We start from the raw sequence: 22,132 nt of genomic DNA on the forward strand, positions 1-22,132 counted from the left end.
CGCTCCCATGCCGATCCGCGCCGTGCTGTGGGACATCGACGACACCCTCTTCGACTACACGGGTGCCGATTCGGCGGGCCTGGCACGGCACCTCGTCGACGAGGGGCTGGGGGAGCGCTACGGCACCCCCGAGGAGGCCCTGGCCCTGTGGCGGCGGGTCACGGAGGCGCACTGGGCGCGCTTCGCGGCCGGCGAGGTCACCTTCCAGGGCCAGCGCCAGGACCGGGTGCGGGACTTCCTCGATTCCCCCGGCATGGGCGACGAGCGGGCCGACGCCTGGTTCGACCGCTACGTCGAGCACTACAAGGCCGCATGGACGCTGTTCCCGGACGTCGTGCCGGTACTGGACGCCCTGGCCGGTGACTACCGGCACGGGGTGCTCTCCAACTCCTCCGCCGCCAACCAGGACCCCAAACTGCGCCACCTCGGGGTGCGCGACCGCTTCGAGGTGCTCGTCTGCGCCGCCGAGCTGGGCGTCAGCAAGCCCGACGCCGCCGCCTTCCTCGCCGCCTGCGCGGCCCTGGGGCTGTCCGCGGGCGAGGTGGCGTACGTGGGCGACCAGCCGGAGATCGACGCGCGGGGCGCCCGTGACGCGGGTCTGAAGGCGGTCTGGCTCGACCGGGACGGAGGGCGCGGGCCCGGCCCGGCCGGCGTGCACCGGATCGCCGGACTCGACGGGCTGCCGGAGTTGCTGGCGGCAGATACCCGTTTTGGAGCACGGTCAGGCATCCGGTAATGTTCTTTCTGCGCCGCCGGAGCGGGCCGAAAGGCCGGAACGGAGGCGCTAACCAAACGAAAGCCCCCCAGGGGGTTGAAGTTCGGTGGGCTATAGTGTAATTGGCAACACGAGGGTTTCTGGTTCCCTTATTCTAGGTTCGAGTCCTGGTAGCCCAGCGCAGTGCAGTAGTAACGCAGTGCTTTGCCCCCGTTGTGTAGCGGCCTAGCACGCCGCCCTCTCAAGGCGGTAGCGCCGGTTCGAATCCGGTCGGGGGTACAGATCCTTCCCGCGAGATCTCCAGGGTCGCACCCGGACGTCTTGATGCAGGATCGCTAGGGCCCCCGTTGTGTAGCGGCCTAGCACGCCGCCCTCTCAAGGCGGTAGCGCCGGTTCGAATCCGGTCGGGGGTACCAAGGTCTGGCTGGTCTAGACCATTGGGCTATAGTGTAATTGGCAACACGAGGGTTTCTGGTTCCCTTATTCTAGGTTCGAGTCCTGGTAGCCCAGCGCAGTACCGCAGTAAAGCTAGCCCCCGTTGTGTAGCGGCCTAGCACGCCGCCCTCTCAAGGCGGTAGCGCCGGTTCGAATCCGGTCGGGGGTACGTACAGGAGAGGCCCTCCGCGTTCATCGCGGAGGGCCTCTTCGCTGTGTCCGGCCGGAAGCCCGAGTGGACCGGCCCGGCATACAAGTACGGGCCCGGAGGCGCGAGTTCGGACGTGTGCGGCGTCGTTCGCGCCCCCGGACCCGGGGGGTTGGCGGTGGAGGTCTGCGGCCGGGGAGGTGCTCAGCCGGAGCGGCGCAGGGCCTCCGTCAGACGGGCGGCCGCGTCGATGACGGCCTGGGCGTGCATGCGCCCGGGGTGCCGGGTCAGGCGCTCGATCGGCCCGGAGACCGATACGGAGGCCACCACGCGGTTCGACGGCCCGCGCACCGGCGCCGAGACGGAGGCCACGCCGGGCTCCCGCTCGCCGATCGACTGGGCCCAGCCGCGGCGCCGTACGCCGGACAGGGCCGTGGCCGTGAAGCGCGCGCCCTGCAGGCCCCGGTGGAGCCGTTCGGGCTCCTCCCAGGCCATCAGGATCTGTGCGGCCGATCCGGCCTTCATGGGGAGCGTGGAGCCCACCGGGACGGTGTCCCGCAGGCCCGACAGCCGCTCGGCGGCCGCCACGCAGATGCGCATGTCGCCCTGACGACGGTAGAGCTGCGCGCTCTCGCCCGTCACGTCACGGAGGTGCGTGAGCACCGGTCCGGCCGTCGCCAGCAGGCGGTCCTCGCCGGCCGCGGCGGCAAGCTCTGCCAGCCGCGGACCGAGGATGAACCGGCCCTGCATGTCCCTCGCCACCATCCGGTGGTGTTCCAGTGCCACGGCAAGGCGATGTGCCGTGGGTCGTGCGAGCCCTGTCGCCGCGACCAGCCCGGCGAGGGTGGCCGGACCGGACTCCAGTGCGCTCAGTACCAGAGCTGCCTTGTCGAGAACGCCGACGCCGCTAGAGTTGTCCATGAAACGATATTCACGTCTCACACTGTGAAACGCAAGTTCAATTTTTCCAAGAACCAGCGAGTCTGTATGTGCGGGTCCACGAACCACTGGGTCCGAGCCGTCGTTCCGCACTGTGGGGTAGCGGGCGATCAGGCGCTACAGATCTCTAATAAGCGCCGGCCCAACCGGCCGGCCGGAGGGAAAGCGATGGGTAGGACACTCGCGGAGAAGGTCTGGGACGACCACGTCGTCCGGCGCGCCGAGGGCGAGCCCGATCTCCTCTTCATTGATCTCCACCTGCTGCACGAGGTGACCAGCCCGCAGGCCTTCGAAGGCCTGCGTCAGGCCGGCCGCAAGGTCCGACGCCTCGACCTCACCATCGCGACCGAGGACCACAACACCCCCACGCTCGACATCGACAAGCCGATCGCGGACCCGGTCTCCCGCGCCCAGCTGGAGACGCTGCGGGCGAACTGCGCCGAGTTCGGTGTCCGTCTGCACTCGCTGGGTGACGTGGAGCAGGGTGTCGTCCACGTCGTGGGACCGCAGCTGGGCCTGACCCAGCCCGGCACCACGGTGGTCTGCGGCGACTCGCACACCTCCACCCACGGCGCCTTCGGCGCGCTGGCCTTCGGCATCGGCACCAGCCAGGTCGAGCACGTGCTGGCCACCCAGACGCTGCCGCTGGCCCGCCCGAAGACGATGGCGATCACCGTCACCGGCGAGCTGGCCGAGGGCGTCACCGCGAAGGACCTGATCCTGGCGATCATCGCCAAGATCGGCACCGGCGGCGGCCAGGGCTACATCCTGGAGTACCGCGGCGAGGCCGTCGAGAAGCTGTCGATGGAAGCCCGCATGACCATCTGCAACATGTCGATCGAGGCCGGCGCCCGCGCGGGCATGATCGCCCCCGACCGGACCACCTTCGACTACCTCCAGGGCCGTGACCACGCCCCCGTGGGCGAGGACTGGGACGCGGCGGTCGCGTACTGGGAGACGCTGCGCACCGATGAGGACGCGGTCTTCGACGCGGAGGTCGTCATCGACGGCGCTTCGCTGTCCCCGTTCGTCACCTGGGGCACCAACCCGGGCCAGGGCGCGCCGCTGTCGGCCGCCGTCCCCGACCCGGCTTCGTACGAGGACGCTTCGGAGCGCCTGGCCGCCGAAAAGGCCCTGGAGTACATGGGGTTGACCGCCGGGCAGCCGCTGCGCGAGATCCGTGTCGACACGGTCTTCGTAGGTTCCTGCACCAACGGCCGCATCGAGGACCTGCGGGCCGTCGCCGGGATCATCGGGGGCCGCAAAGTCGCCGACGGCGTACGGATGCTGGTCGTCCCGGGCTCGGTCCGGGTCGCCCTCCAGGCCGTGGAAGAGGGCCTGGACAAGGTCTTCAAGGACGCCGGCGCCGAATGGCGGCACGCGGGCTGCTCGATGTGCCTGGGCATGAACCCCGACCAACTGGCTCCGGGTGAGCGTTCCGCGTCCACCTCCAACCGCAACTTCGAAGGCCGGCAGGGCAAGGGCGGGCGGACCCACCTGGTCTCCCCGCAGGTGGCCGCCGCCACCGCGGTGCTGGGCCACCTGGCCTCGCCCGCCGACCTGTCCGACGCCACCGCGACCGCCGGAGTCTGAACCATGGAAGCCTTCACCACCCACACCGGCCGGGCCGTCCCGCTGCGCCGCAGCAACGTCGACACCGACCAGATCATCCCGGCCCACTGGCTGAAGAAGATCACCCGCGACGGGTTCGAGGACGGGCTCTTCGAGGCCTGGCGCAAGGACCCGGAGTTCGTCACGAACCGTCCGGAGCGCGCCGGTGCCACGGTGCTGGTCGCCGGTCCCGACTTCGGCACCGGTTCCTCGCGCGAGCACGCCGTCTGGGCCCTGCAGAACTTCGGCTTCAAGACCGTCATCTCCTCGCGCTTCGCCGACATCTTCCGCGGCAACTCGCTGAAGAACGGTCTGCTGACGGTCGTCCTGCCCCAGGAGACCGTCGAGCGGCTCTGGGAGCTGACCGAGGCCGACCCCACCGCCGAAATCACCGTCGACCTGGTGGACCGCAAGGTCCGAGCCGAGGGCGTCGAGGCCGAGTTCGAACTCGACGACAACGCCCGCTGGCGTCTGCTGGAGGGGCTGGACGACATCTCGCTCACCCTTCAGAACGAAGCGGACATCGACGCTTACGAAAGCACCCGCCCGGCCTTCAAGCCCCGCACGATTCGGGCTTGATTCCTGCCTGATCAGCGCTTATTCACCCTTGGGTGATCACATCGGCAACACTGTGCCCCCCGCCTTCCGGCGGGGGGCACAGCCGTATGTTGAGGCCCCGTGAGGCGACAACTCGCCCCAGATGGCACAATCTGTGCATGGAACGCGACAGTCAACTGCACCTCTACGAACTCGTCGCGGACCGGTTGAAAGAAGCACACGCAAGGGTGCGCACACTGCAAGTCCCGGAGGGCGTAAGGATGGCGCTGTCCCGGAAGCTGTTGGTCGTCACTGCGGCGTCGAAGCACGATCTCGTCGATGCGGCAAGGCGCCTGGACAGGTTGATGAAGGACCTCGACGAGGGTCGATTCCCTGAAGGCGACTGATGCGAAGGAACTCCGTAACGGCCTGCATCGTTGCGGCACTAGGGTGATTAGCCCGTTTCGTGTTTGATTTGCGGTATATATCCGCCTAACGTGCGAAATAAGCTTGAACACATTCGTTCTGGCGAAGTCTCCGAAGGGGAAGACGTGAACAAGGCGCAGCTCGTAGAAGCGATTGCCGACAAGGTTGGCGGCCGCCAGCAGGCCGCGGACGCTGTCGACGCGGTACTCGACGCGATCGTCCGCGCGGTCGTCGCGGGCGACCGGGTCTCGGTCACGGGCTTCGGCTCGTTCGAGAAGGTGGAGCGGCCCGCCCGCTACGCCCGCAACCCGCAGACGGGTGAGCGCGTCCGGGTCAAGAAGACCTCGGTTCCCCGTTTCCGTGCGGGTCAGGGCTTCAAGGACCTGGTCAGCGGCACCAAGAAGCTCCCCAAGGGCGGCGAGGTGTCGGTGAAGAAGGCGCCGAAGGGCAGCCTGTCCGGCGGTGCCTCGGCGTCCGCGACGGTCAAGAAGGCCGCGGCCAAGAAGGCCACCACCGCCAGGAAGGCGGCGGCCAAGACCACGGTCGCGAAGAAGACCGCGGCGACCGTGAAGAAGACCGCCGCCAAGAAGACCACCGCGACGGCGAAGAAGACGACCGCGGTGGCCAAGAAGGCCGCGCCGGCGGCCAAGAAGACCACCGCCGTCAAGGCGACCGCGGCGAAGAAGACCACGGCCGCCGCCAAGAAGACCGCCCCGGCGGCCAAGAAGGCTGCTCCGGCGACCAAGGCGCCCGCCACGAAGAAGGCGACGGCGCGCAAGACCACCGCGAAGAAGACCACCGCCCGCAAGAAGTAAGGGGCACGAGTCACACACGCCGGGCCGGTTTCCCCACCAGGGGGAAGCCGGCCCGCGGTGCGTGGTCCCGGGCCACTCGCCCGGGGTTTGCGCAGGTCAGAAGGTCTGCAGGGTGACCAGGGTGATGCGCAGGGCCGGGCCCTCGCCGTCCGTCTCGATCCGTACGCGCTGCCCCGGGCGCAGCAGCAGCAGGCCGCCCGCCTCGAAGGCCGCGGCCTCGAAGGGCACCGGGGTGCCGTCGTCCAGCAGCACACTGCCGCTGTGGGTCCGGGAGTCGTACGTGTACGCGGTCGCCTGCATACGGGCACTGTATCGGGCCGTGTGCCGGCCCACGCCGAGGGCGAGGGCCGTACGCAGGTCCGCCGCGGTGTCCACGTCCCGGCGGACGCTCTCGACGTCCGCCAGCGAGATTTCCACCGCCCCCGAGGCCGAATGGCGGGCCCGGGAGGGGCCGCCGAACGAGGGGGCCAATTCCACGTCCGGGCCGGCGCAAAGCAGCGTGGTACCGATTCCGGCCGCATCCGCCAGAAATGCCCGTGGAAATGCCGTGGCGGTATCGAGCACGCGTAGCAATTCCGGTGGCCGCAGGGCGGGCAGGTCCGCGTTGATCGCCGCCACCGCGGTCCCGGGCCGCCCCGCGCGCACCGCCCGCGCCCCGTGGTCCAGGGCGGCGTTGAGCCCGGCCCCCGGGGCGTCGGGAAGGATCCGCGCACCCAGCCGGGCCAGTTCCGCACCCGCCAGGACGTCGTCCGTGACGACCACCACATCCGCGACCGAGGCGCAGGCCAGGGCCCCGGCCACGGTGTCCTGGGCGAAGGCCAGCGCCAGCCCCGGACGGGACGCGCCGACGGCCGCCGCCAGACGGCTCTTGGCCAGTGCCAAGGGCTTCAGCGGCATCACCAGACTCCACACGGCGTTCGTGACGGACCCCTTCCCTCCGGTGCGCTCCCGCACCCGCCCCGGCCATCGGCGGGCCGTCGCCCGGCCCCCGGTCGGCCCATTGTCGCCTCCGACCGGCAACAGGGGGGCCCGGTGGTGCGAGCGGGGCGTACGGTGTCCTCGACAGGGACCGGACCCGAAGCGACACTTGTCCGGCCCGCAAGGTGCCCACGCCACGCACCGGTCCTAGAGGAAGGTGTCCGAGTGTCCCGCCGCAGAATCGGCTTCTGGTACCGCCTGGCGGCGGTCATCGCAAAACCGCCGCTGGTAGTGCTCTTCAAGCGGGACTGGCGGGGAATGGAGCACATTCCGGCTGATGGTGGATTTATCACCGCCGTCAATCACAACTCGTATCTGGACCCGCTCTCCTACGCGCACTTCCAGTACAACACCGGCCGGGTGCCCCGATTGCTCGCCAAGGCCGGACTCTTCAAGGTGCCTTTTGTCGGCATGATCCTCCACGGCTCCGGGCAGATCCCCGTCTACCGGGAGACCACGAACGCCCTGGACGCATTCCGGGCGGCCGTCGACGCCGTCGAGCGCGGAGAATGCGTGGCCTTTTACCCGGAGGGCACCCTCACCCGTGATCCCGAGATGTGGCCGATGGCCGGCAAGACCGGTGTCGCCCGCGTGGCGCTGATCACCAAGGCCCCGGTCATTCCGGTGGCCCAGTGGGGCGCGAACCTCGCGATGCCGCCCTACGCCAAGGAGAACAAGGTCCGCCTGTTCCCCCGCAAGACCCTCCAGGTGCTCGCGGGACCGCCCGTGGACCTCTCGGCCTACTACGACCGGGAACCCACTCCGGACGTCCTCAAGGGGGCCACCGAGGCCATCATGGCCGACATCACCGGGCTCCTGGAGGAACTGCGCGGGCAGACCGCGCCCGCGCAGCCGTACGACCACCGCAAGGCCAGGGCGGAGCAGCGGCGGAATGCCGCGGGGGAGGGCGACAAGTGACACGTACCGTGAAGGCGGCCGTCTTCGGAACGGGCTCCTGGGGCACGGCCTTCGGCATGGTGCTCGCCGACGCCGGCTGCGAGGTGACCCTGTGGGGCCGCCGCCAGGAGCTCGCCGACGCCATCAACACCGGCCGGACCAACCCGGACTACTTCCCCGGCGTCGAACTGCCCGCGAACCTCCGCGCCACCACCGACGCGGCCGAGGCCGCCCGCGACGCGGACTTCGCCGTCCTGGCCATCCCCTCGCAGACCCTTCGCGCCAACCTCGCCGCGTGGGCCCCGCTGCTGCCCGCCGACGCCGTGCTCGTCTCCCTGATGAAGGGCATCGAACTCGGCACCGCCAAGCGGATGAGCGAGGTCATCGAAGAGGTGGCCAAGGTCCCCGCCGAGCGCGTGGCCGTGGTCACCGGGCCCAACCTGGCCCGCGAGATCGTCGCCCGCCAGCCCGCCGCCTCGGTCGTCGCCTGCGTGGACGAGGCCGTGGCCCGGCGCCTCCAGGCCGCCTGCCACACCGCGTACTTCCGCCCGTACACGAGCACCGACGTCATCGGCTGCGAGCTCGGCGGCGCCGTCAAGAACGTCATCGGCCTCGCCGTCGGCATCGCGGACGGCATGGGCCTGGGCGACAACACCAAGGGCTCCCTCATCACCCGCGGCCTGGCCGAAGCCACCCGCCTGGGCCTCGCCATGGGCGCCGACCCGCTCACCTTCTCCGGCCTCGCGGGCCTCGGCGACCTGGTCGCCACCTGCTCCTCGCCGCTCTCCCGGAACCACACCTTCGGCACCAACCTGGGCCGCGGGATGACCCTGGAGGAGACCATCGCGGTCACCCGGCAGACCGCCGAGGGCGTCAAGTCCTGCCAGTCGGTGGCGGATCTGGCCGGCCGGTACGGGGTGGACATGCCGATCACCGACACGGTGGTCGACATCGTGCACCACGGCAAGCCCCCGCTGGTCGCGCTGAAGGAACTGATGGGGCGCAGCGCGAAACCGGAACGCCGCTGAGTCCTTTCCGGACGTATGAGCGGGTACCCTCGTGGCGATATGAGCAGCGAGAACCTCCCCCAGACCCCTGAGCAGCAGGGCCGCAAGCCCCGCGTGGCCGTCGTGTTCGGCGGCCGCAGCTCGGAACACGCCATTTCGGTCGTCACGGCGGGCGCGGTGCTGCGCTCCATCGACCGTGCCAAGTACGAGGTGCTGCCCATCGGCATCACCACGGACGGCCGGTGGGCCCTGACCGCCGACGACCCCGAGCGCATGGCCATCGCGGACCGCGCCCTCCCGAGCGTGGACACGCTGGCGGAGTCCCCGGACGGCACCGTCGTGCTCTCCGTGGACCCCGCCAGCCGCGAGGTCGTCTACACCGAGCCGGGTGCCGTCCCCAAGGCGCTGGGCGAGGTCGACGTCGTCTTCCCCGTCCTGCACGGTCCCTACGGCGAGGACGGCACCCTCCAGGGCCTCCTGGAGCTGTCCGGGGTCCCCTACGTCGGTTCGGGCGTCCTCGCCTCGGCCGTCGGCCAGGACAAGGACTACATGAAGCGGGTGTTCACCTCCTTCGGGCTGAAGGTCGGCCCGTACGTGACCATCCGTCCCCGCGAGTGGGAGGCCGACCCGGCCGCCGCCACGGCGAGGATCCTGGACTTCGCGGGCGAGCACGGCTGGCCGCTGTTCATCAAGCCCGCCCGCGCCGGCTCCTCCATCGGCATCACCAAGGTCGACGACCCCTCCGGTCTGGAAGCGGCCGTCCACGAGGCCCGCCGCCACGACCCGAAGGTCATCGTGGAGGCGCTGCTGCGCGGCCGCGAGATCGAGTGCGGCGTGCTGGAGTTCGAGGACGGGCCGCGCGCGAGCGTCCCGGCCGAGATCCCGCCGGTCTCCAGCCACGACTTCTACGACTTCGAGGCGAAGTACATCGACTCCGCCGCCGGACTCGTGCCCGCCCCGCTCACCCCGGAGCAGACCGCCGAGGTGCAGCGGCTCGCGATCGAGGCCTTCGAGGCCGCGTCCTGCGAGGGCCTGGTGCGCGCCGACTTCTTCCTCACCGAGGACGGCACCTTCGTCATCAACGAGATCAACACCATGCCCGGGTTCACGCCGATCTCCATGTACCCGCGGATGTGGCAGGAGTCGGGCATCGAGTACCAGGAGCTGGTGGACCTCCTGCTCCAGGCGGCCCTGCGCCGCTCCACCGGGCTGCGCTAGCCGCACCCGGCCCCGTACAGCCGACCGCCCGCCGTCCGCCCCGAGAGGGGCGGCCGACGGGCGGCGGTGTGAGCGGGAGCGGGTCCGGCGGGATCAGTAGGAGGAGATGCCCACCGGCACCGACTTGGCCACGGCGGCGGACAGACCGACCAGCATCCCCGCGTCCGTGGCATGCTCCTTGTCGACCCGGACCTCCGTGTACGCCAGCCGTGCTCCGGTGGTGAACCGGAAGCCGCCGTCGGACATCTTCTCCAACAGCCATCCGACGCCGTTGACCTCGACGCCCTCCTGCTTCGGATCGGCCATCGCGGGGGGCTTGGGGATACCGCACCGCAGTACGATCGCCGAGCCGCCCCACGCGGCGGTCAGATCCGACACCGGCTCGGTGGCGGTCCGGGCCAGCCCCGCCACCGTCTCCGGGAGCTCCTTGTGCAGCGACGCACAGAGCCCCGCGACATCGGCCGGCGGAGCGGGCGGCGGATCCACCCGGGCCCCGGAATCCCCCGGGGCGCAGCCCGCGAGGGCCAGCAGGACCAGTGGGGCGGCTAGACGGAACGGCCGGCGGTGGAGTGACATCACCGGCCAAGAGTAGACGGGGGCTACAGATGGACCACGGGGCAGGTCAAGGTGCGGGTGATCCCCTCCACCTGCTGGACCTTGGCGACCACCATGCGGCCGAGGTCGTCGACCGTGTCGGCCTGGGCGCGCACGATCACGTCGTACGGACCCGTCACGTCCTCGGCCTGGATCACCCCCGCGATCTTTCCGATGGACTCGGCGACGAACGACGCCTTGCCCACCTCGGTCTGGATGAGGATGTACGCCTGTACCACAGAACCTCCAGGGCGGCCACGAGGATCATTTCCCCTAACCTTCGGATGGGCCCAGGGAGATCGGGCGGGCCCGGGGAAGAGACGCCACGGTACCGCGTCGCCGTGCGCTGCGGGGAGACCCGTGGGCCCGGCGCCACGCACAGCGGGGCGCACGGAGAGCAGAAGTTGACGTATCTGTTGACGGTACCCAGAGCTGTGACGGCTCGCGACCGCAAGCGGACTTGCCAAGAAGGGGCACAGCGATGAAGGGCACTGTGGGCGAGCTGGGGGAGTTCGGGCTCATTCGGGAGCTCACCTCACGGCTCACCACCACCCCGGCGGTCCGGCTCGGACCCGGCGACGACGCCGCGGTGGTGTCGGCCCCCGACCGGCGGGTCGTGGCGAGCACGGACATCCTGCTGGAGGGCAGGCACTTCCGGCGCGACTGGTCCACGGCCTACGACGTCGGCCGCAAGGCCGCCGCGCAGAACCTGGCCGACATCGCCGCCATGGGAGCGGTGCCGACCGCGCTGCTCCTGGGCCTGGTCGTCCCGGCGGAACTGCCGGTCACCTGGCCCACCGAGCTGATGGACGGCATCCGTGACGAATGCCAGGTCGCGGGCGCGGCCGTGGTCGGCGGCGACGTCGTGCGCGGCGACACCATCACCGTCTCCATCACCGCCCTCGGCGACCTGCGCAACCACGAGCCCGTACTGCGCTCCGGCGCCCGGCCCGGGGACGTCGTGGCCGTCACGGGCTGGCTCGGCTGGTCCGCGGCCGGCTACGCGGTGCTCTCGCGCGGCTTCCGCTCCCCGCGGGCCTTCGTCGAGGCGCACCGGCGCCCCGAGCCCCCGTACCACGCGGGCCCCGCGGCCGCCGGACTCGGCGCCACCGCCATGACCGACGTCAGCGACGGCCTGATCGCCGACCTGGGGCACATCGCCGAGTCCAGCAAGGTGCGCATCGACGTGCGCTCGGGGGCCGTGGACATCCCGACCCAGATGCACGACATCGGCCAGGCCGTCGGCGTGGACCCGCTCCAGTGGGTGCTGACCGGGGGCGAGGACCACGCCATCGTGGCGACCTTCCCGTCCGACGTGAAGCTCCCGGCCCGCTGGAAGGTCATCGGGGAGGTCCAGCACCGCTCCGCGCTGCCCCAGGTGACCGTGGACGGCGCCCCCTGGACCAGCACCGGCGGCTGGGACCACTTCGGCGCCGATCCGGACGCCGAGGGACCGTCCCAGTGAGCCGGCCGGTGCCGCACCCGCCCTTGTGCCTGACCGTCGCCGGATCCGACTCCGGCGGCGGCGCGGGCATCCAGGCCGACCTCAAGACCATGCTCGCCCTCGGCGTGCACGGCATGAGCGTCGTCACCGCGGTGACCGCGCAGAACTCCCTCGGCGTACGGGGGGCCTGGGAGCTGCCCGCCGAGGCCGTCACCGCCCAGTACCGGGCCGTGGTGGACGACATCGGGGTCCAGGCCGTCAAGACCGGGATGCTGTCCTCCGCCGTACTGGTGGAAACGGTGGCCGGGCTGCTGGCCGCGACGGACGCCCCGGTGGTGGTCGATCCCGTCGGGGTCTCCAAGCACGGGGACGCGCTGCTCGCCGCCTCCGCGCTGGACGCCGTGCGCCGGGAACTGCTGCCGCGGGCCACGGTGGCGACGCCGAACCTGGACGAGGTGGCGCAGCTCACGGGACTGACCGTCACCGACGAGGACGGCATGCGCCGGGCCGCCGACGCCGTCCTCGGCTACGGCCCCCGCTGGGCGCTGATCAAGGGCGGCCACCTCGCGGCCCACGGCGGTGAGGCCGTGGACCTGCTCACCGACGGCTCCGAGGAGCTGTGGCTGCGCGCGCCGCGCCTCGACAACCGGCACACGCACGGCACGGGCTGCACCCTCGCCAGCGCCGTCGCGGCGGGCCTGGCCAAGGGCCTCGCCGTCCCGGAGGCGGTCACGGCCGCCAAGGAGTACGTCACGGGCGCCATCGCGGCCGGCTTCGCGCTCGGCGCGGGCATCGGTCCCGTCGATCACGCCTGGCAGTGGCGCTGAGCGCGCCCGCACCCTCCCCGCACCCCTCGCCCGCACCCTCCCGGCAGCGTCCCGGGAAAGACAAAAGGCCGGTTCACCAGAGGTGAACCGGCCTTCTTGGCAACCGGAAAGGGCTGCGCTACGACGACGGGAGGCGTCAGCGCGAGACCTTGCCGGCCTTGATGCACGAGGTGCAGGCGTTGAGGCGCTTCGGCGTCCCATTGACCACGGCACGGACACGCTGGATGTTCGGGTTCCAGCGACGCGAGGTGCGGCGGTGCGAGTGGGAGATGTTGTTGCCGAAGCTCGGCCCCTTGGCGCAAACGTCGCAGTTGGCAGCCACAGGTCACTCCAAGACTTCAGATGCAATTACGGTGGAATCCGGCGCACCGGAATCAGAGATCTGAAGTGGCTTGCCGGACGAATGACCCGACTCTCGACGGGCAACCTGAGCAGCATACAACGACTGCTTGGGTCCAAGAAAACTACCATGACGGGGACGGGCTCCGCCCCGGGGTCCCGAGCCGGGGCCCGTCCTTCGTTACCCTGCGGTGAACCCTGGCCCGCACAAGGAGGAACGCCCGGTGGCGCACGAGCCTGGCCCGCACACCCTCGACGCCGAAGCGGTGCGCACCTGGAGCTCGCTGGCCCTGGCCGCACTGGGCCGGGCCCGCGAGGACATCGACGCGATCAACGTCTACCCGGTCGCGGACGCCGACACCGGCACGAACCTGTACCTCACCGCCGAGTCCGCGGACCGCGCCCTGACCGAGGCCTTCGCCGGCCCCCCCGCCCGCGTGACCGACGGCACACCCGCCGCCCCCTCCCTGCCCGAGGCCGTACGGGCCTACGCGTACGGCGCCCTCATAGGCGCCCGGGGCAACTCCGGGACGATCCTCGCCCAGCTGCTGCGCGGGGTCGCCGACGTCCTGGGCGCCGAGCCCGACGCCCGCGACGGCGGCCCGCTGCTGGCCCGGGCCCTGACCCGGGCCGCCGAGGAGGCCTACCAGGCCGTCGCGCACCCGGTCGAGGGCACCATGCTCACCGTCGCCGGAGCCGCCGCCCGGGCCGCGGCGACCGCCGGAGCAGCCGCCGCGACCGCCGCCGACGTGGCGCGGGCCGCCTACGAGGGAGCCCGCGCGGCCCTCGCCGAGACCCCGGGCCAGCTCGCCGCGCTGGGGCGGGCCGGAGTCGTCGACGCCGGGGGCTGCGGGCTGGTCGCCGTACTCGGAGCCCTGTGGCAGGCGCTGTCCGGACAGGAACCCGAGGCCGAACCGGCACGCGGCCGGGCCGTGCCCGGCCCCCGGGACGACCGGCCGTGCGCCGAGGAGCTGGGCGGACCCGCCTACGAGGTGGTCTACCTGCTGGAGGCCGGCGAGGAGGCGGTCGGGGAGCTGCGCGCCACGCTCGACGGGCTCGGCGACTCCCTGGTGGTGGTCGGCGGCGACGCGCTCTGGAACGTCCACGTCCACGTCGACGACCCCGGCGCGGCCGTCGAGGCGGGAGTGGTCGCCGGACGGCCCTACCGGATCCGCATCACCCACTTCGGCGACGAGCGCCGCCTCGCGCGGGCCCCGCGCGTCCAGCGGGCCGTCGTCGCCGTCGTCCAGGGCGAGGGGCTGGCCGGACTGTGCGGCGAGGCCGGCGCCACCGCCGTACTGGCCCGCCCCGGCGAGCCGCCGGCCGTCCCCGTGCTGCTCGACGCGATCCGCCGGGCCCACGCCCGCGAGGTGGTCCTGCTGCCCGGCGCCGCCGACCTGCGGGCCGCCGCCGCGGCCGCCGCCGAACAGGCCCGCGCCGACGGCGTACGGGTCGCCGTCATCCCCACCCGCTCCGCGGTCCAGGGCCTGGCCGCCCTCGCCGTGCACGACCCGGACGGCAGCTTCGACGAGGACGTCGTCGCCATGACCGCCGCCGCCGGCGCCACCCGCTACGGAGAACTGGCCGTCGCCGAACGGCAGTCCTTCACCTCCGCCGGCATCTGCCAGGCCGGCGACGTGCTCGGCCTGATCGACGGCGACGTCGCCGTCATCGGCGCCGGCCTGCCCGAGACGGCCGAGGCGGTCCTGGCGCGGATGCTCGGCTCCGGCGGCGAACTGGTCACCCTGGTCCTGGGCCCCGAGGTCCCCGACGCCCTCGCCGCGCGCCTGGAGGCGTACGTGCAGCACGGGCACCTCGCCGTCGACACGGTCACCTACCGGGGCGGCCGGTACTCGGCGCCGCTGCTCATCGGGGTGGAATAGCGGCCTTGTCAGCGCGATGGTGTGCAATGGAACACGTGCCCGCGCTCGACGAAGACCTCAAGAAGACCCTCGGCCCCGCCACCGCCAAGGTGCTGGCCGAGCAGCTCGGCCTGCACACGGCCCTGGACCTGCTCCACCACTACCCCCGGCGGTACGCCGAGCGCGGCGAGCTGACCCCGCTCACCGAGCTCGCCGACCAGCTCGACGAGCACGTGACGGTCGTCGCCCAGGTCGCCGACGCCCGGATCCTGACCTTCAACGGCGGCCGGGGCAAACGCCTCGAAGTCACCATCACCGACGGCAGCGGCCGGCTCCAGCTGGTCTTCTTCGGAGCCGGCGTCCACAAACCGCACAAGGACCTGCTGCCCGGAACCCGCGCCATGTTCGCGGGCAAGGTCGGCATGTTCAACCGCAAGCTCCAGCTCTCGCACCCCGCCTACGAACTCCTCGGCGCCGACGCCTCCGAAGGGGACGCGGCGACCGCCTTCGCGAACCGGCTCATCCCGATCTACCCGGCCTGCGCCAAGCTGGAGTCCTGGAAGATCGCCAAATGCGTGGACGCGGTCCTGCCCGCCGCCCGGGAGACCGTGGACCCCCTCCCGCCCACCCTGCGCGAGGGCCGCGGGCTCGTCCCGCTCACCGAGGCCCTCCTCAAGATCCACCGCCCCACCGCCAAGGCCGACATCGAGGACGCGCGGCAACGCCTGAAGTGGGACGAGGCCTTCGTCCTCCAGGTCGCCCTCGCCCGCCGCCGCCACGCCGACTCCCAGCTCCCCGCCGTCCCCCGCCGCCCCGCCCCGGCCGGCCTCCTCGACTCCTTCGACGCGAAGCTCCCCTTCACCCTCACCGACGGCCAGCAGAACGTGTCCCGGGAGATCTTCGACGACCTCGCCACCAGCCACCCGATGCACCGCCTCCTCCAGGGCGAGGTCGGCTCGGGCAAAGCGCAACCCCTCGACTCGCTGGTGCTGACGCCCACCGGGTTCCGGCCCATGGGAGACATCCGGGTGGGGGACGAGGTGGTGGTGCCGTCCGGCGAGATCGCCCTCGTGGGGGGCGTCTTCCCGCAGGGAGTGCGCGATGTGTGGCGCGTACTGCTCTCGGACGGGAGCTCTGTCGAGTGCGATGACGAACACCTGTGGATCGTCGGCACGAGCCGTGGAGGGCACCCTGGCCAGGAGCCGAAGGTCATGACCACGAGGGAGATCAGGTCGGACCTGCGCGAGGCCGATGGATCTTCAAAGTGGTACCTGCCGGTGGCCGTCCCCGTGGACCTCGGGAGCGATGACCGCCCACCACTTGATCCCTATCTGATGGGCGTGCTCATCGGCGACGGCTCTTTCCGGCACGACCTGCGACTGTCCACCAGGGACCAAGACATCCTGGCTGCCGCCGAGGCGGCGGTCGCCCCGCACTGCGAGATGGCCGCGGTGCCGGGATCCGCCTGCGACTACACGATCCGGCCGAGCGGACCGAGGGGCGGCACCCGGCGGAATCCCGTCATCCAGGCGGTGCGCGATCTGGGGCTGTGGGGTGCGAGCCCCCATGGCGAGTTCGTCCCGGAGGTCTACAAGAACGCGCCGGTCAAGGACCGCTTGGCGGTCCTTCAGGGGCTCATGGACACGGACGGGACGCTGCACGCGGACGGGACGGGTATCTCATTCCGCTCGGCATCTCTCCGGCTCGCGGAGGACGTGGCCTGGCTCGTGCGCTCTCTCGGCGGCCGGGCTCGCGTGCTGCCCGAGGAGGCCGCTTTCCACGTCTCCGTCGCCCTGCCCGAGGAGTTCGAGCCGTTCCGGCTGCCGCGCAAGGCGGCACGCGTGCGGCCGAGGCCGACGTCCAGCACCCTCCGGCGGAGTATCCGGACGGTGGAGCATGTCGGCCCCAAGCCGGTGCAGTGCATCAGCGTCGAGCACGCCGGTCACGCCTACGTGACCGACAACTTCACCGTGACGCACAACACGATGGTCGCCCTGCGGGCCATGCTCGCCGTGGTCGACAGCGGAGGGCAGGCCGCGATGCTCGCGCCCACCGAAGTGCTCGCCCAGCAGCACCACCGGTCCATCACCGAGATGATGGGCGAGCTCGCCGAGGGCGGCATGCTCGGCGGCTCCGACCAGGGCACCAAAGTGGTGCTGCTCACCGGCTCCATGGGCATGCCCGCCCGCCGCCAGGCCCTGCTCGACCTGGTCACCGGAGAGGCGGGCATCGTCATCGGCACCCACGCGCTCATCGAGGACAAGGTCCGGTTCCACGACCTCGGCCTCGTCGTGGTCGACGAACAGCACCGCTTCGGCGTCGAACAGCGCGACGCGCTGCGGTCGAAGGGCAAGCAGCCCCCGCACCTGCTCGTCATGACCGCCACCCCCATCCCGCGCACCGTCGCGATGACCGTCTTCGGCGACCTGGAGACTTCCGTCCTCGACCAGCTGCCCGCCGGCCGCTCCCCGATCGCCACCCACGTCGTGCCCGCCAAGGACAAGCCCCACTTCCTCACGCGGGCCTGGGAACGCGTCCGTGAGGAAGTCGAGAACGGCCACCAGGCCTACGTGGTCTGCCCCCGGATCGGGGACGGCGAGGACGAGCCCAAGAAGAAGAAGGCCACCGAGGAGGACGGCGACAAGCGCCCCCCGCTCGCCGTGCTGGAGATCGCCGAGCAGCTCGCCAAGGGACCGCTCGCCGGGCTCCGCGTCGAGGTCCTGCACGGGCGGATGGACCCCGCCGACAAGGACGACGTGATGCGCCGCTTCGCCGCCGGCGAGGTCAAGGTGCTCGTGGCCACCACCGTCATCGAGGTCGGCGTCAACGTCCCCAACTCCACGGTCATGGTGATCATGGACGCCGACCGCTTCGGCGTCTCCCAGCTCCACCAGCTGCGCGGCCGCGTCGGCCGCGGCTCCGCCCCGGGCCTGTGCCTGCTGGTCAGCGAGATGCACGAGGCCAGCCCGGCCCGTGCCCGGCTCGCCGCCGTCGCCGCCACCCTCGACGGCTTCGAACTCTCCCGGATCGACCTGGAGCAGCGCCGCGAGGGCGACGTCCTCGGCCAGGCCCAGTCGGGCGTGCGCTCCTCGCTGCGCATGCTCGCCGTCATCGAGGACGAGGAGGTCATCGCCCAGGCCCGCGAGGAGGCCACCCGCGTGGTCGCCGACGACCCCGAGCTGACCGGCCTCCCCGGCCTGCGCACCGCCCTGGACGCCCTGCTGGACACCGAGCGGGAGCAGTACCTGGAGAAGGGCTGACAATGGGGGGGCGTCGAACGAACCCCCGAGCACCGAAGGACCCCAGATGACCCGCGTGATCGCCGGCACCGCCGGCGGGCGGAGGCTGGCCGTGCCGCCCGGCACCGGCACCCGCCCGACCTCCGACCGGATGCGCGAAGGGCTCTTCTCCACGTGGGAGTCCCTGCACGGGGTGGAGGGCTCCCGGGTGCTCGACCTCTACGGCGGTTCGGGCGCCGTGGGCCTGGAGGCCCTCTCCCGGGGCGCGGCCCACACCCTGCTGGTCGAGGCCGACGCCAAGGCCTCCAAGGCCATCCGGGACAACATCAGGACGCTGGGCCTGCCCGGCGCCGAATTCCGGGCCGGAAAGGCCGAGCAGGTCGTGGCGGCGACCGCGCAGGGAGACCCGTACGACATCGTCTTCCTGGACCCGCCGTACGCCGTCGAGCACGGCGATCTTGGGGAGATCCTCCTCACACTCCGGTCCAATGGCTGGCTCACCGACGATGCGCTCGTCACCGTGGAGCGGAGCACGAGGAGCGGCGCGTTCCCGTGGCCCCGAGGCTTCGAGGGGCTCCGGTCCCGCAAGTACGGCGAGGGCACCCTGTGGTACGGCCGCGCCGCCGACACCAGCGAAGAGTCATGATGCCCGCACCGGGGAGCGAGGGAATTCAGTTGCGCCGCGCCGTCTGTCCGGGGTCGTTCGACCCCATCACCAACGGACACCTCGACATCATCGGCAGGGCCTCCCGGCTCTACGACGTGGTCCACGTCGCCGTGATGATCAACCAGTCCAAGAAGGGGCTCTTCACGGTCGAGGAGCGGATCGAGATGATCCGCGAGGCGACCGCCGACTACGGCAACGTCGAGGTCGAGTCGTTCCACGGACTGCTCGTGGACTTCTGCAAGCAGCGGGACATCCCCGCCATCGTCAAGGGCCTGCGCGCCGTCAGCGACTTCGACTACGAGCTGCAGATGGCCCAGATGAACATGGGACTCTCGGGCGTCGAAACGCTGTTCGTGCCGACCAACCCGACCTACAGCTTCCTCTCGTCCTCCCTGGTCAAGGAGGTCGCGACCTGGGGCGGCGACGTCGCCCACCTGCTGCCCGCGCACGTGCACGCGGCACTGACCGAACGGCTGCGCGCGAAGTGACCCGACGGCGGCCGGACCGGGCTTCCCCGGTCCGCGCCGCACGTGCGGCCGGTGGCCCTACAGTCGTCTCGTCAGTGGTCCCGTCCGTCTCAGGACCCGCTTGAGCCAGAGAGAGTGCGAGCCCCCATGGACGTACAGAAGAAGCTCGACGAGATCGTCGCGGCCGTCGGCGGCGCCCGGTCCATGCCCATGTCGGCGTCCTGCGTGATCAACCGTGCGGAGCTCCTGGAGCGTCTCGAAGAGGTGCGCCAGGCCCTGCCCGGCTCCCTCGCCCAGGCCGCCGAACTGATCGGCGGACGCGAGCAGATGGTCGAGGAGGCCCGCCGGGAGGCGGACCGGATCATCGAGTCCGCGCACGCCCAGCGGGGTTCGCTGATCTCCGACACCGAGATCGCCCGCCGCTCGCAGGCCGAGGCGGACCGGATCCTGGCGGACGCGCGCCGCGAGGCCGAGGAGATCCGGGCCGAGGCGGACGACTACGTCGACAGCAAGCTCGCCAACTTCGAGGTCGTCCTCAGCAAGACCATCGGCTCCGTGGACCGGGGCCGCGAGAAGCTCCTGGGGCGCGGTCCGGGCCTCGACGAGCAGGGCTTCGCCGACGCGGACGCCCCCGAGCGCAGTCACGACCCGCAGGAGCAGCGCCGGCAGGCGGACGCGTACGTGGACACCAAGCTGGCGACCTTCGAGGCGGTGCTGGCCAAGACCCTGGAGGCCGTCGGCCGGGGCCGCCAGAAGCTGCTGGGCAGGGTCCCGACGGACGACCTCGGCGCGCACATGGCCGCCCAGGACGCGGCCGGTCTCACCGGGGCCCGCCCGTCGAGCGACGCGGACTTCCTGGCCGGACTGGCCGAGCCGGACCCCGGCCCGGTGCGGGCGCACGTCCCCCCGCAGGCGCAGCCCGCGCCGCAGTACGACGCGTACCCCTACCCGCAGCAGCCGGCCGTCCAGCAGCAGGACGCGTACGCCTACCAGGACCCGTACACGGGCCACTCCTACGGGGCCCCGCAGCAGCCCGACCCGTACGCGGTCTACCAGCAGCAACAGCAGCCCGACCCGTACGGCGCCTACCAGCAGCCCCAGGAACGCCACCCCCAGCAGGTGCCCCAGCAGCCCGCTCTGGACGAGACCAGCTTCTTCGACACGAGCATGATCAACCTGGATCAGCTGCGCCAGTACGAACAGGGGCGGTAGCCCCGGATTGGGCTCAGAGCGAAGCGCCGGGTATCCTGGCTCTTCGGTCGCGCGTATGCACCGCGATCCATGCTGCCCGTAAGCGTCTTCTCGCTCACGCGGCAGGAACTTGATCTTCAGCGATCTGTGAAAGCAGGAACGGCCCTGAATACCCGCCTCGACCACCGCAACCCCCTCGTGTTCGACACGCACGAGCTGGGTCGGCGTCCTGGTGCCATGCAGCGGCTCTCCCGCGAGATCGAGACCCCGGCGGACTTCGGTCTCGTCGGAGTCATCGGAGTGCCGGAAGGCGCCCCGCTGAAGCTCAGCCTCCGCCTGGAGTCGGTCATGGAAGGGGTGCTTGTCACAGGCACCGCCCGTGCATCGGCCGTAGGGGAGTGCGTAAGGTGTCTGGAGGCCGTCGAGCGTGAGCTCAAGGCGGACTTCCAGGAGATGTTCTCGTACCCTGACGCCGACGACCGGACCCGCTCCAAGGCGGAGCCGGCCGACGACGCCGAGGACGACGAGGACGCGCTTTTCCTCGAGGACGGTTTGTTCGACCTCGAACCCGTGCTGCGGGACGCGGTGGTGCTCGCACTGCCGATGCAGCCGGTGTGCCGGGAGGACTGTCTCGGACTGTGCCCCGATTGCGGGACCAGCCTGAACGACGACCCGGACCACCACCATGACGCCGTCGACATCCGTTGGGCGGCATTGCAGGGACTCGTCACCGATCAGGGCGATGAGAAGGACAACATGAGCGGCACTGCCTCTGACGGAGTTCAGGGCGCCGCCGAGAAGCAGGAGAAGTAGCCGTGGCTGTTCCGAAGCGGAAGATGTCGCGCAGCAACACGCGCCACCGCCGGTCGCAGTGGAAGGCTGCGGTCCCCACCCTGGTTTCGTGCGAGCGTTGCCAGGAGCCGAAGCTCCAGCACATTGCGTGCCCGAGCTGCGGCACCTACAACAAGCGCCAGGTCCTCGAGGTCTGAGCGGCTGGTGAGAGGCGCAATGTCTGAGCTGTCCAACGCTGAGAAGCAGGCAGACAGTAACAACGCGGCCTCGTCCCACACGCTTCTGGAAGGGCGGCTCGGGTATCGACTCGAGTCCGCCCTTCTGGTGCGTGCGCTGACCCACCGTTCGTACGCGTACGAGAACGGCGGTCTGCCCACCAACGAACGCCTGGAGTTCCTCGGGGACTCCGTGCTGGGCCTGGTGGTCACGGACACGCTGTACACCACCCACCCCGATCTGCCGGAAGGCCAGCTGGCCAAACTGCGGGCCGCGGTGGTCAACTCTCGCGCACTGGCGGAGGTCGGGCGCGGCCTCGATCTCGGCTCCTTCATCCGGCTCGGCCGGGGCGAAGAGGGCACGGGTGGCCGGGACAAGGCCTCCATCCTCGCCGACACCCTTGAAGCGGTGATCGGCGCGGTCTACCTCGACCAGGGCCTCGACGCGGCCTCGGAGCTGGTCCACCGGCTCTTCGACCCGCTCATCGAGAAGTCCTCCAACCTCGGGGCCGGCCTGGACTGGAAGACCAGTCTCCAGGAGCTCACGGCGGCCGAAGGGCTCGGTGTGCCCGAGTACCTGGTCACCGAGACGGGACCGGACCACGAGAAAACCTTCACCGCTGCCGCCCGCGTCGGTGGTGTCTCGTACGGCACCGGCACCGGCCGCAGCAAGAAGGAAGCGGAACAGCAGGCGGCGGAGTCCGCGTGGCGCGGGATCCGTGCCGCCGCGGACGAGCGGATCGCGGCAGCGGCCGTGGCCGCTGCCGCT

Annotated in this window: 22 protein-coding genes, 5 tRNA genes and 1 pseudogene; 23 read left to right on the forward strand and 5 right to left on the reverse strand. The window is 71.2% G+C overall.

The genetic code is table 11. The annotated features are described in order from the left end of the window. The first annotated feature begins 7 nt into the window (after nucleotides 1-7). The 6 genes from ACZ5D2_RS27660 to ACZ5D2_RS27685 all read left to right on the forward strand — a co-directional run bounded on the left by ACZ5D2_RS27660 (nucleotide 8) and on the right by ACZ5D2_RS27685 (nucleotide 1,319). Entirely contained in the window at nucleotides 8-736 is a 729-nt protein-coding gene (locus ACZ5D2_RS27660) for an HAD family hydrolase (RefSeq protein WP_371676498.1), read from the forward strand. An 86-nt stretch (nucleotides 737-822) separates the two neighbouring features. Then, nucleotides 823-894, forward strand: a tRNA-Gln gene (locus tag ACZ5D2_RS27665). A 27-nt stretch (nucleotides 895-921) separates the two neighbouring features. Then, nucleotides 922-994, forward strand: a tRNA-Glu gene (locus ACZ5D2_RS27670). Between the two features lie 61 nt (nucleotides 995-1,055). After that, nucleotides 1,056-1,131, forward strand: a tRNA-Glu gene (locus ACZ5D2_RS27675). Between the two features lie 22 nt (nucleotides 1,132-1,153). Further along, a tRNA-Gln gene (locus ACZ5D2_RS27680) sits at nucleotides 1,154-1,225 on the forward strand. 21 nt (nucleotides 1,226-1,246) lie between these two features. Continuing rightward, a tRNA-Glu gene (locus ACZ5D2_RS27685) sits at nucleotides 1,247-1,319 on the forward strand. A gap of 183 nt (nucleotides 1,320-1,502) precedes the next feature. Here the strand turns inward: ACZ5D2_RS27685 and ndgR are convergent. After that, nucleotides 1,503-2,219, reverse strand: coding sequence for an IclR family transcriptional regulator NdgR (ndgR, locus tag ACZ5D2_RS27690; RefSeq protein WP_007266782.1), 717 nt, complete (start codon nucleotides 2,217-2,219; stop codon nucleotides 1,503-1,505). A 186-nt stretch (nucleotides 2,220-2,405) separates the two neighbouring features. On the opposite strand from ndgR, the gene leuC reads away from it, so the two are divergent. From leuC to ACZ5D2_RS27710, 4 genes are all read left to right on the forward strand, one after another. Next, nucleotides 2,406-3,830, forward strand: coding sequence for a 3-isopropylmalate dehydratase large subunit (gene leuC, locus ACZ5D2_RS27695; RefSeq protein ID WP_371676497.1), 1,425 nt, complete (start codon nucleotides 2,406-2,408; stop codon nucleotides 3,828-3,830). 3 nt (nucleotides 3,831-3,833) lie between these two features. Next, nucleotides 3,834-4,427 (forward strand): 3-isopropylmalate dehydratase small subunit, encoded by a 594-nt coding sequence (leuD, locus tag ACZ5D2_RS27700; protein ID WP_030227329.1) that lies wholly within the window; start codon nucleotides 3,834-3,836, stop codon nucleotides 4,425-4,427. A 137-nt stretch (nucleotides 4,428-4,564) separates the two neighbouring features. Then, the gene (locus ACZ5D2_RS27705; protein ID WP_030227330.1) at nucleotides 4,565-4,792 is read left to right on the forward strand and encodes an SCO5555 family protein; all 228 of its coding nucleotides are present in this window, start codon (nucleotides 4,565-4,567) and stop codon (nucleotides 4,790-4,792) included. Nucleotides 4,793-4,936: 144 nt separating this feature from the next. Next, entirely contained in the window at nucleotides 4,937-5,626 is a 690-nt protein-coding gene (locus ACZ5D2_RS27710; protein ID WP_371676496.1) for an HU family DNA-binding protein, read from the forward strand. 303 nt (nucleotides 5,627-5,929) lie between these two features. On the opposite strand, the pseudogene cofC reads toward ACZ5D2_RS27710, so the two are convergent. Beyond that, a pseudogene (gene cofC, locus ACZ5D2_RS27715) lies at nucleotides 5,930-6,523 on the reverse strand (2-phospho-L-lactate guanylyltransferase); the annotation flags it as partial. A 246-nt stretch (nucleotides 6,524-6,769) separates the two neighbouring features. On the opposite strand from cofC, the gene ACZ5D2_RS27720 reads away from it, so the two are divergent. Genes ACZ5D2_RS27720 through ACZ5D2_RS27730 form a run of 3 tightly spaced genes read left to right on the forward strand, consistent with a single transcriptional unit; the run spans nucleotide 6,770 to nucleotide 9,726 of the window. Further along, the gene (locus tag ACZ5D2_RS27720; RefSeq protein ID WP_371676495.1) at nucleotides 6,770-7,522 is read left to right on the forward strand and encodes a lysophospholipid acyltransferase family protein; all 753 of its coding nucleotides are present in this window, start codon (nucleotides 6,770-6,772) and stop codon (nucleotides 7,520-7,522) included. After that, a complete protein-coding gene (locus ACZ5D2_RS27725; RefSeq protein WP_371676494.1) occupies nucleotides 7,519-8,529 on the forward strand; it encodes an NAD(P)H-dependent glycerol-3-phosphate dehydrogenase in 1,011 nt (336 codons plus the stop codon). Before ACZ5D2_RS27720 ends, ACZ5D2_RS27725 begins: the two co-directional genes overlap by 4 nt. A 39-nt stretch (nucleotides 8,530-8,568) precedes the next feature. Continuing rightward, nucleotides 8,569-9,726, forward strand: a complete 1,158-nt coding sequence (locus tag ACZ5D2_RS27730; protein WP_371676493.1) for a D-alanine--D-alanine ligase family protein — start codon at nucleotides 8,569-8,571, stop codon at nucleotides 9,724-9,726. A gap of 93 nt (nucleotides 9,727-9,819) precedes the next feature. Here ACZ5D2_RS27730 and ACZ5D2_RS27735 read toward each other — a convergent pair whose 3' ends face one another. Both ACZ5D2_RS27735 and ACZ5D2_RS27740 read right to left on the reverse strand, forming a co-directional pair. Next, a complete protein-coding gene (locus ACZ5D2_RS27735) occupies nucleotides 9,820-10,302 on the reverse strand; it encodes a DUF3515 domain-containing protein (RefSeq protein WP_371676492.1) in 483 nt (160 codons plus the stop codon). Nucleotides 10,303-10,325: 23 nt separating this feature from the next. Continuing rightward, the gene (locus ACZ5D2_RS27740) at nucleotides 10,326-10,559 is read right to left on the reverse strand and encodes an Lrp/AsnC ligand binding domain-containing protein (protein WP_030227340.1); all 234 of its coding nucleotides are present in this window, start codon (nucleotides 10,557-10,559) and stop codon (nucleotides 10,326-10,328) included. A gap of 242 nt (nucleotides 10,560-10,801) precedes the next feature. On the opposite strand from ACZ5D2_RS27740, the gene ACZ5D2_RS27745 reads away from it, so the two are divergent. Then, complete coding sequence (locus tag ACZ5D2_RS27745; RefSeq protein WP_356221661.1) at nucleotides 10,802-11,785, forward strand: thiamine-phosphate kinase; 984 nt, start codon at nucleotides 10,802-10,804, stop codon at nucleotides 11,783-11,785. 8 nt (nucleotides 11,786-11,793) lie between these two features. Continuing rightward, nucleotides 11,794-12,591 (forward strand): bifunctional hydroxymethylpyrimidine kinase/phosphomethylpyrimidine kinase, encoded by a 798-nt coding sequence (gene thiD, locus ACZ5D2_RS27750; protein WP_468932948.1) that lies wholly within the window; start codon nucleotides 11,794-11,796, stop codon nucleotides 12,589-12,591. 136 nt (nucleotides 12,592-12,727) lie between these two features. Here thiD and rpmB read toward each other — a convergent pair whose 3' ends face one another. Next, nucleotides 12,728-12,913, reverse strand: coding sequence for a 50S ribosomal protein L28 (gene rpmB / locus ACZ5D2_RS27755; protein ID WP_007266795.1), 186 nt, complete (start codon nucleotides 12,911-12,913; stop codon nucleotides 12,728-12,730). Nucleotides 12,914-13,154: 241 nt separating this feature from the next. On the opposite strand from rpmB, the gene ACZ5D2_RS27760 reads away from it, so the two are divergent. From ACZ5D2_RS27760 to rnc, 8 genes are all read left to right on the forward strand, one after another. Further along, nucleotides 13,155-14,813, forward strand: a complete 1,659-nt coding sequence (locus tag ACZ5D2_RS27760; protein ID WP_371676489.1) for a DAK2 domain-containing protein — start codon at nucleotides 13,155-13,157, stop codon at nucleotides 14,811-14,813. Nucleotides 14,814-14,839: 26 nt separating this feature from the next. Continuing rightward, nucleotides 14,840-18,052, forward strand: coding sequence for a helicase-related protein (locus ACZ5D2_RS27765; RefSeq protein WP_468932952.1), 3,213 nt, complete (start codon nucleotides 14,840-14,842; stop codon nucleotides 18,050-18,052). Nucleotides 18,053-18,098: 46 nt separating this feature from the next. Beyond that, nucleotides 18,099-18,677 carry a 16S rRNA (guanine(966)-N(2))-methyltransferase RsmD gene (gene rsmD, locus ACZ5D2_RS27770; protein WP_371676486.1) on the forward strand — a complete coding sequence of 193 codons (579 nt, stop codon included), beginning with the start codon at nucleotides 18,099-18,101 and terminating at the stop codon, nucleotides 18,675-18,677. Nucleotides 18,678-18,706: 29 nt separating this feature from the next. Further along, complete coding sequence (gene coaD, locus ACZ5D2_RS27775) at nucleotides 18,707-19,186, forward strand: pantetheine-phosphate adenylyltransferase (protein WP_351829746.1); 480 nt, start codon at nucleotides 18,707-18,709, stop codon at nucleotides 19,184-19,186. A 126-nt stretch (nucleotides 19,187-19,312) separates the two neighbouring features. Further along, entirely contained in the window at nucleotides 19,313-20,377 is a 1,065-nt protein-coding gene (locus ACZ5D2_RS27780; protein ID WP_371676485.1) for a cell division initiation protein, read from the forward strand. A 144-nt stretch (nucleotides 20,378-20,521) separates the two neighbouring features. Then, a complete protein-coding gene (locus ACZ5D2_RS27785; protein WP_266844066.1) occupies nucleotides 20,522-21,169 on the forward strand; it encodes a YceD family protein in 648 nt (215 codons plus the stop codon). 2 nt (nucleotides 21,170-21,171) lie between these two features. Continuing rightward, nucleotides 21,172-21,345, forward strand: a complete 174-nt coding sequence (gene rpmF, locus ACZ5D2_RS27790; protein ID WP_003965982.1) for a 50S ribosomal protein L32 — start codon at nucleotides 21,172-21,174, stop codon at nucleotides 21,343-21,345. Nucleotides 21,346-21,364: 19 nt separating this feature from the next. Further along, a partial coding sequence (gene rnc, locus ACZ5D2_RS27795; protein ID WP_468932957.1) for a ribonuclease III occupies nucleotides 21,365-22,132 on the forward strand: 768 nt, incomplete at its 3' end.

The organism is Streptomyces sp. NPDC031479 (genome assembly GCF_055581065.1).

Excerpts from the sequence above, each read along its gene's own strand:
- ACZ5D2_RS27705 (WP_030227330.1), top strand. The coding sequence starts at position 4,565 with ATGGAACGCGACAGTCAACTGCACCTCTACGAACTCGTCGCGGACCGG.
- ACZ5D2_RS27780 (WP_371676485.1), top strand. The coding sequence starts at position 19,313 with ATGGACGTACAGAAGAAGCTCGACGAGATCGTCGCGGCCGTCGGCGGC.
- leuD (WP_030227329.1), top strand. The coding sequence starts at position 3,834 with ATGGAAGCCTTCACCACCCACACCGGCCGGGCCGTCCCGCTGCGCCGC.
- rsmD (WP_371676486.1), top strand. The coding sequence starts at position 18,099 with ATGACCCGCGTGATCGCCGGCACCGCCGGCGGGCGGAGGCTGGCCGTG.
- leuC (WP_371676497.1), top strand. The coding sequence starts at position 2,406 with ATGGGTAGGACACTCGCGGAGAAGGTCTGGGACGACCACGTCGTCCGG.
- ndgR (WP_007266782.1), bottom strand. The coding sequence starts at position 2,219 with ATGGACAACTCTAGCGGCGTCGGCGTTCTCGACAAGGCAGCTCTGGTA.
- ACZ5D2_RS27735 (WP_371676492.1), bottom strand. The coding sequence starts at position 10,302 with ATGTCACTCCACCGCCGGCCGTTCCGTCTAGCCGCCCCACTGGTCCTG.
- ACZ5D2_RS27745 (WP_356221661.1), top strand. The coding sequence starts at position 10,802 with ATGAAGGGCACTGTGGGCGAGCTGGGGGAGTTCGGGCTCATTCGGGAG.
- ACZ5D2_RS27730 (WP_371676493.1), top strand. The coding sequence starts at position 8,569 with ATGAGCAGCGAGAACCTCCCCCAGACCCCTGAGCAGCAGGGCCGCAAG.
- ACZ5D2_RS27765 (WP_468932952.1), top strand. The coding sequence starts at position 14,840 with ATGGAACACGTGCCCGCGCTCGACGAAGACCTCAAGAAGACCCTCGGC.
- ACZ5D2_RS27660 (WP_371676498.1), top strand. The coding sequence starts at position 8 with ATGCCGATCCGCGCCGTGCTGTGGGACATCGACGACACCCTCTTCGAC.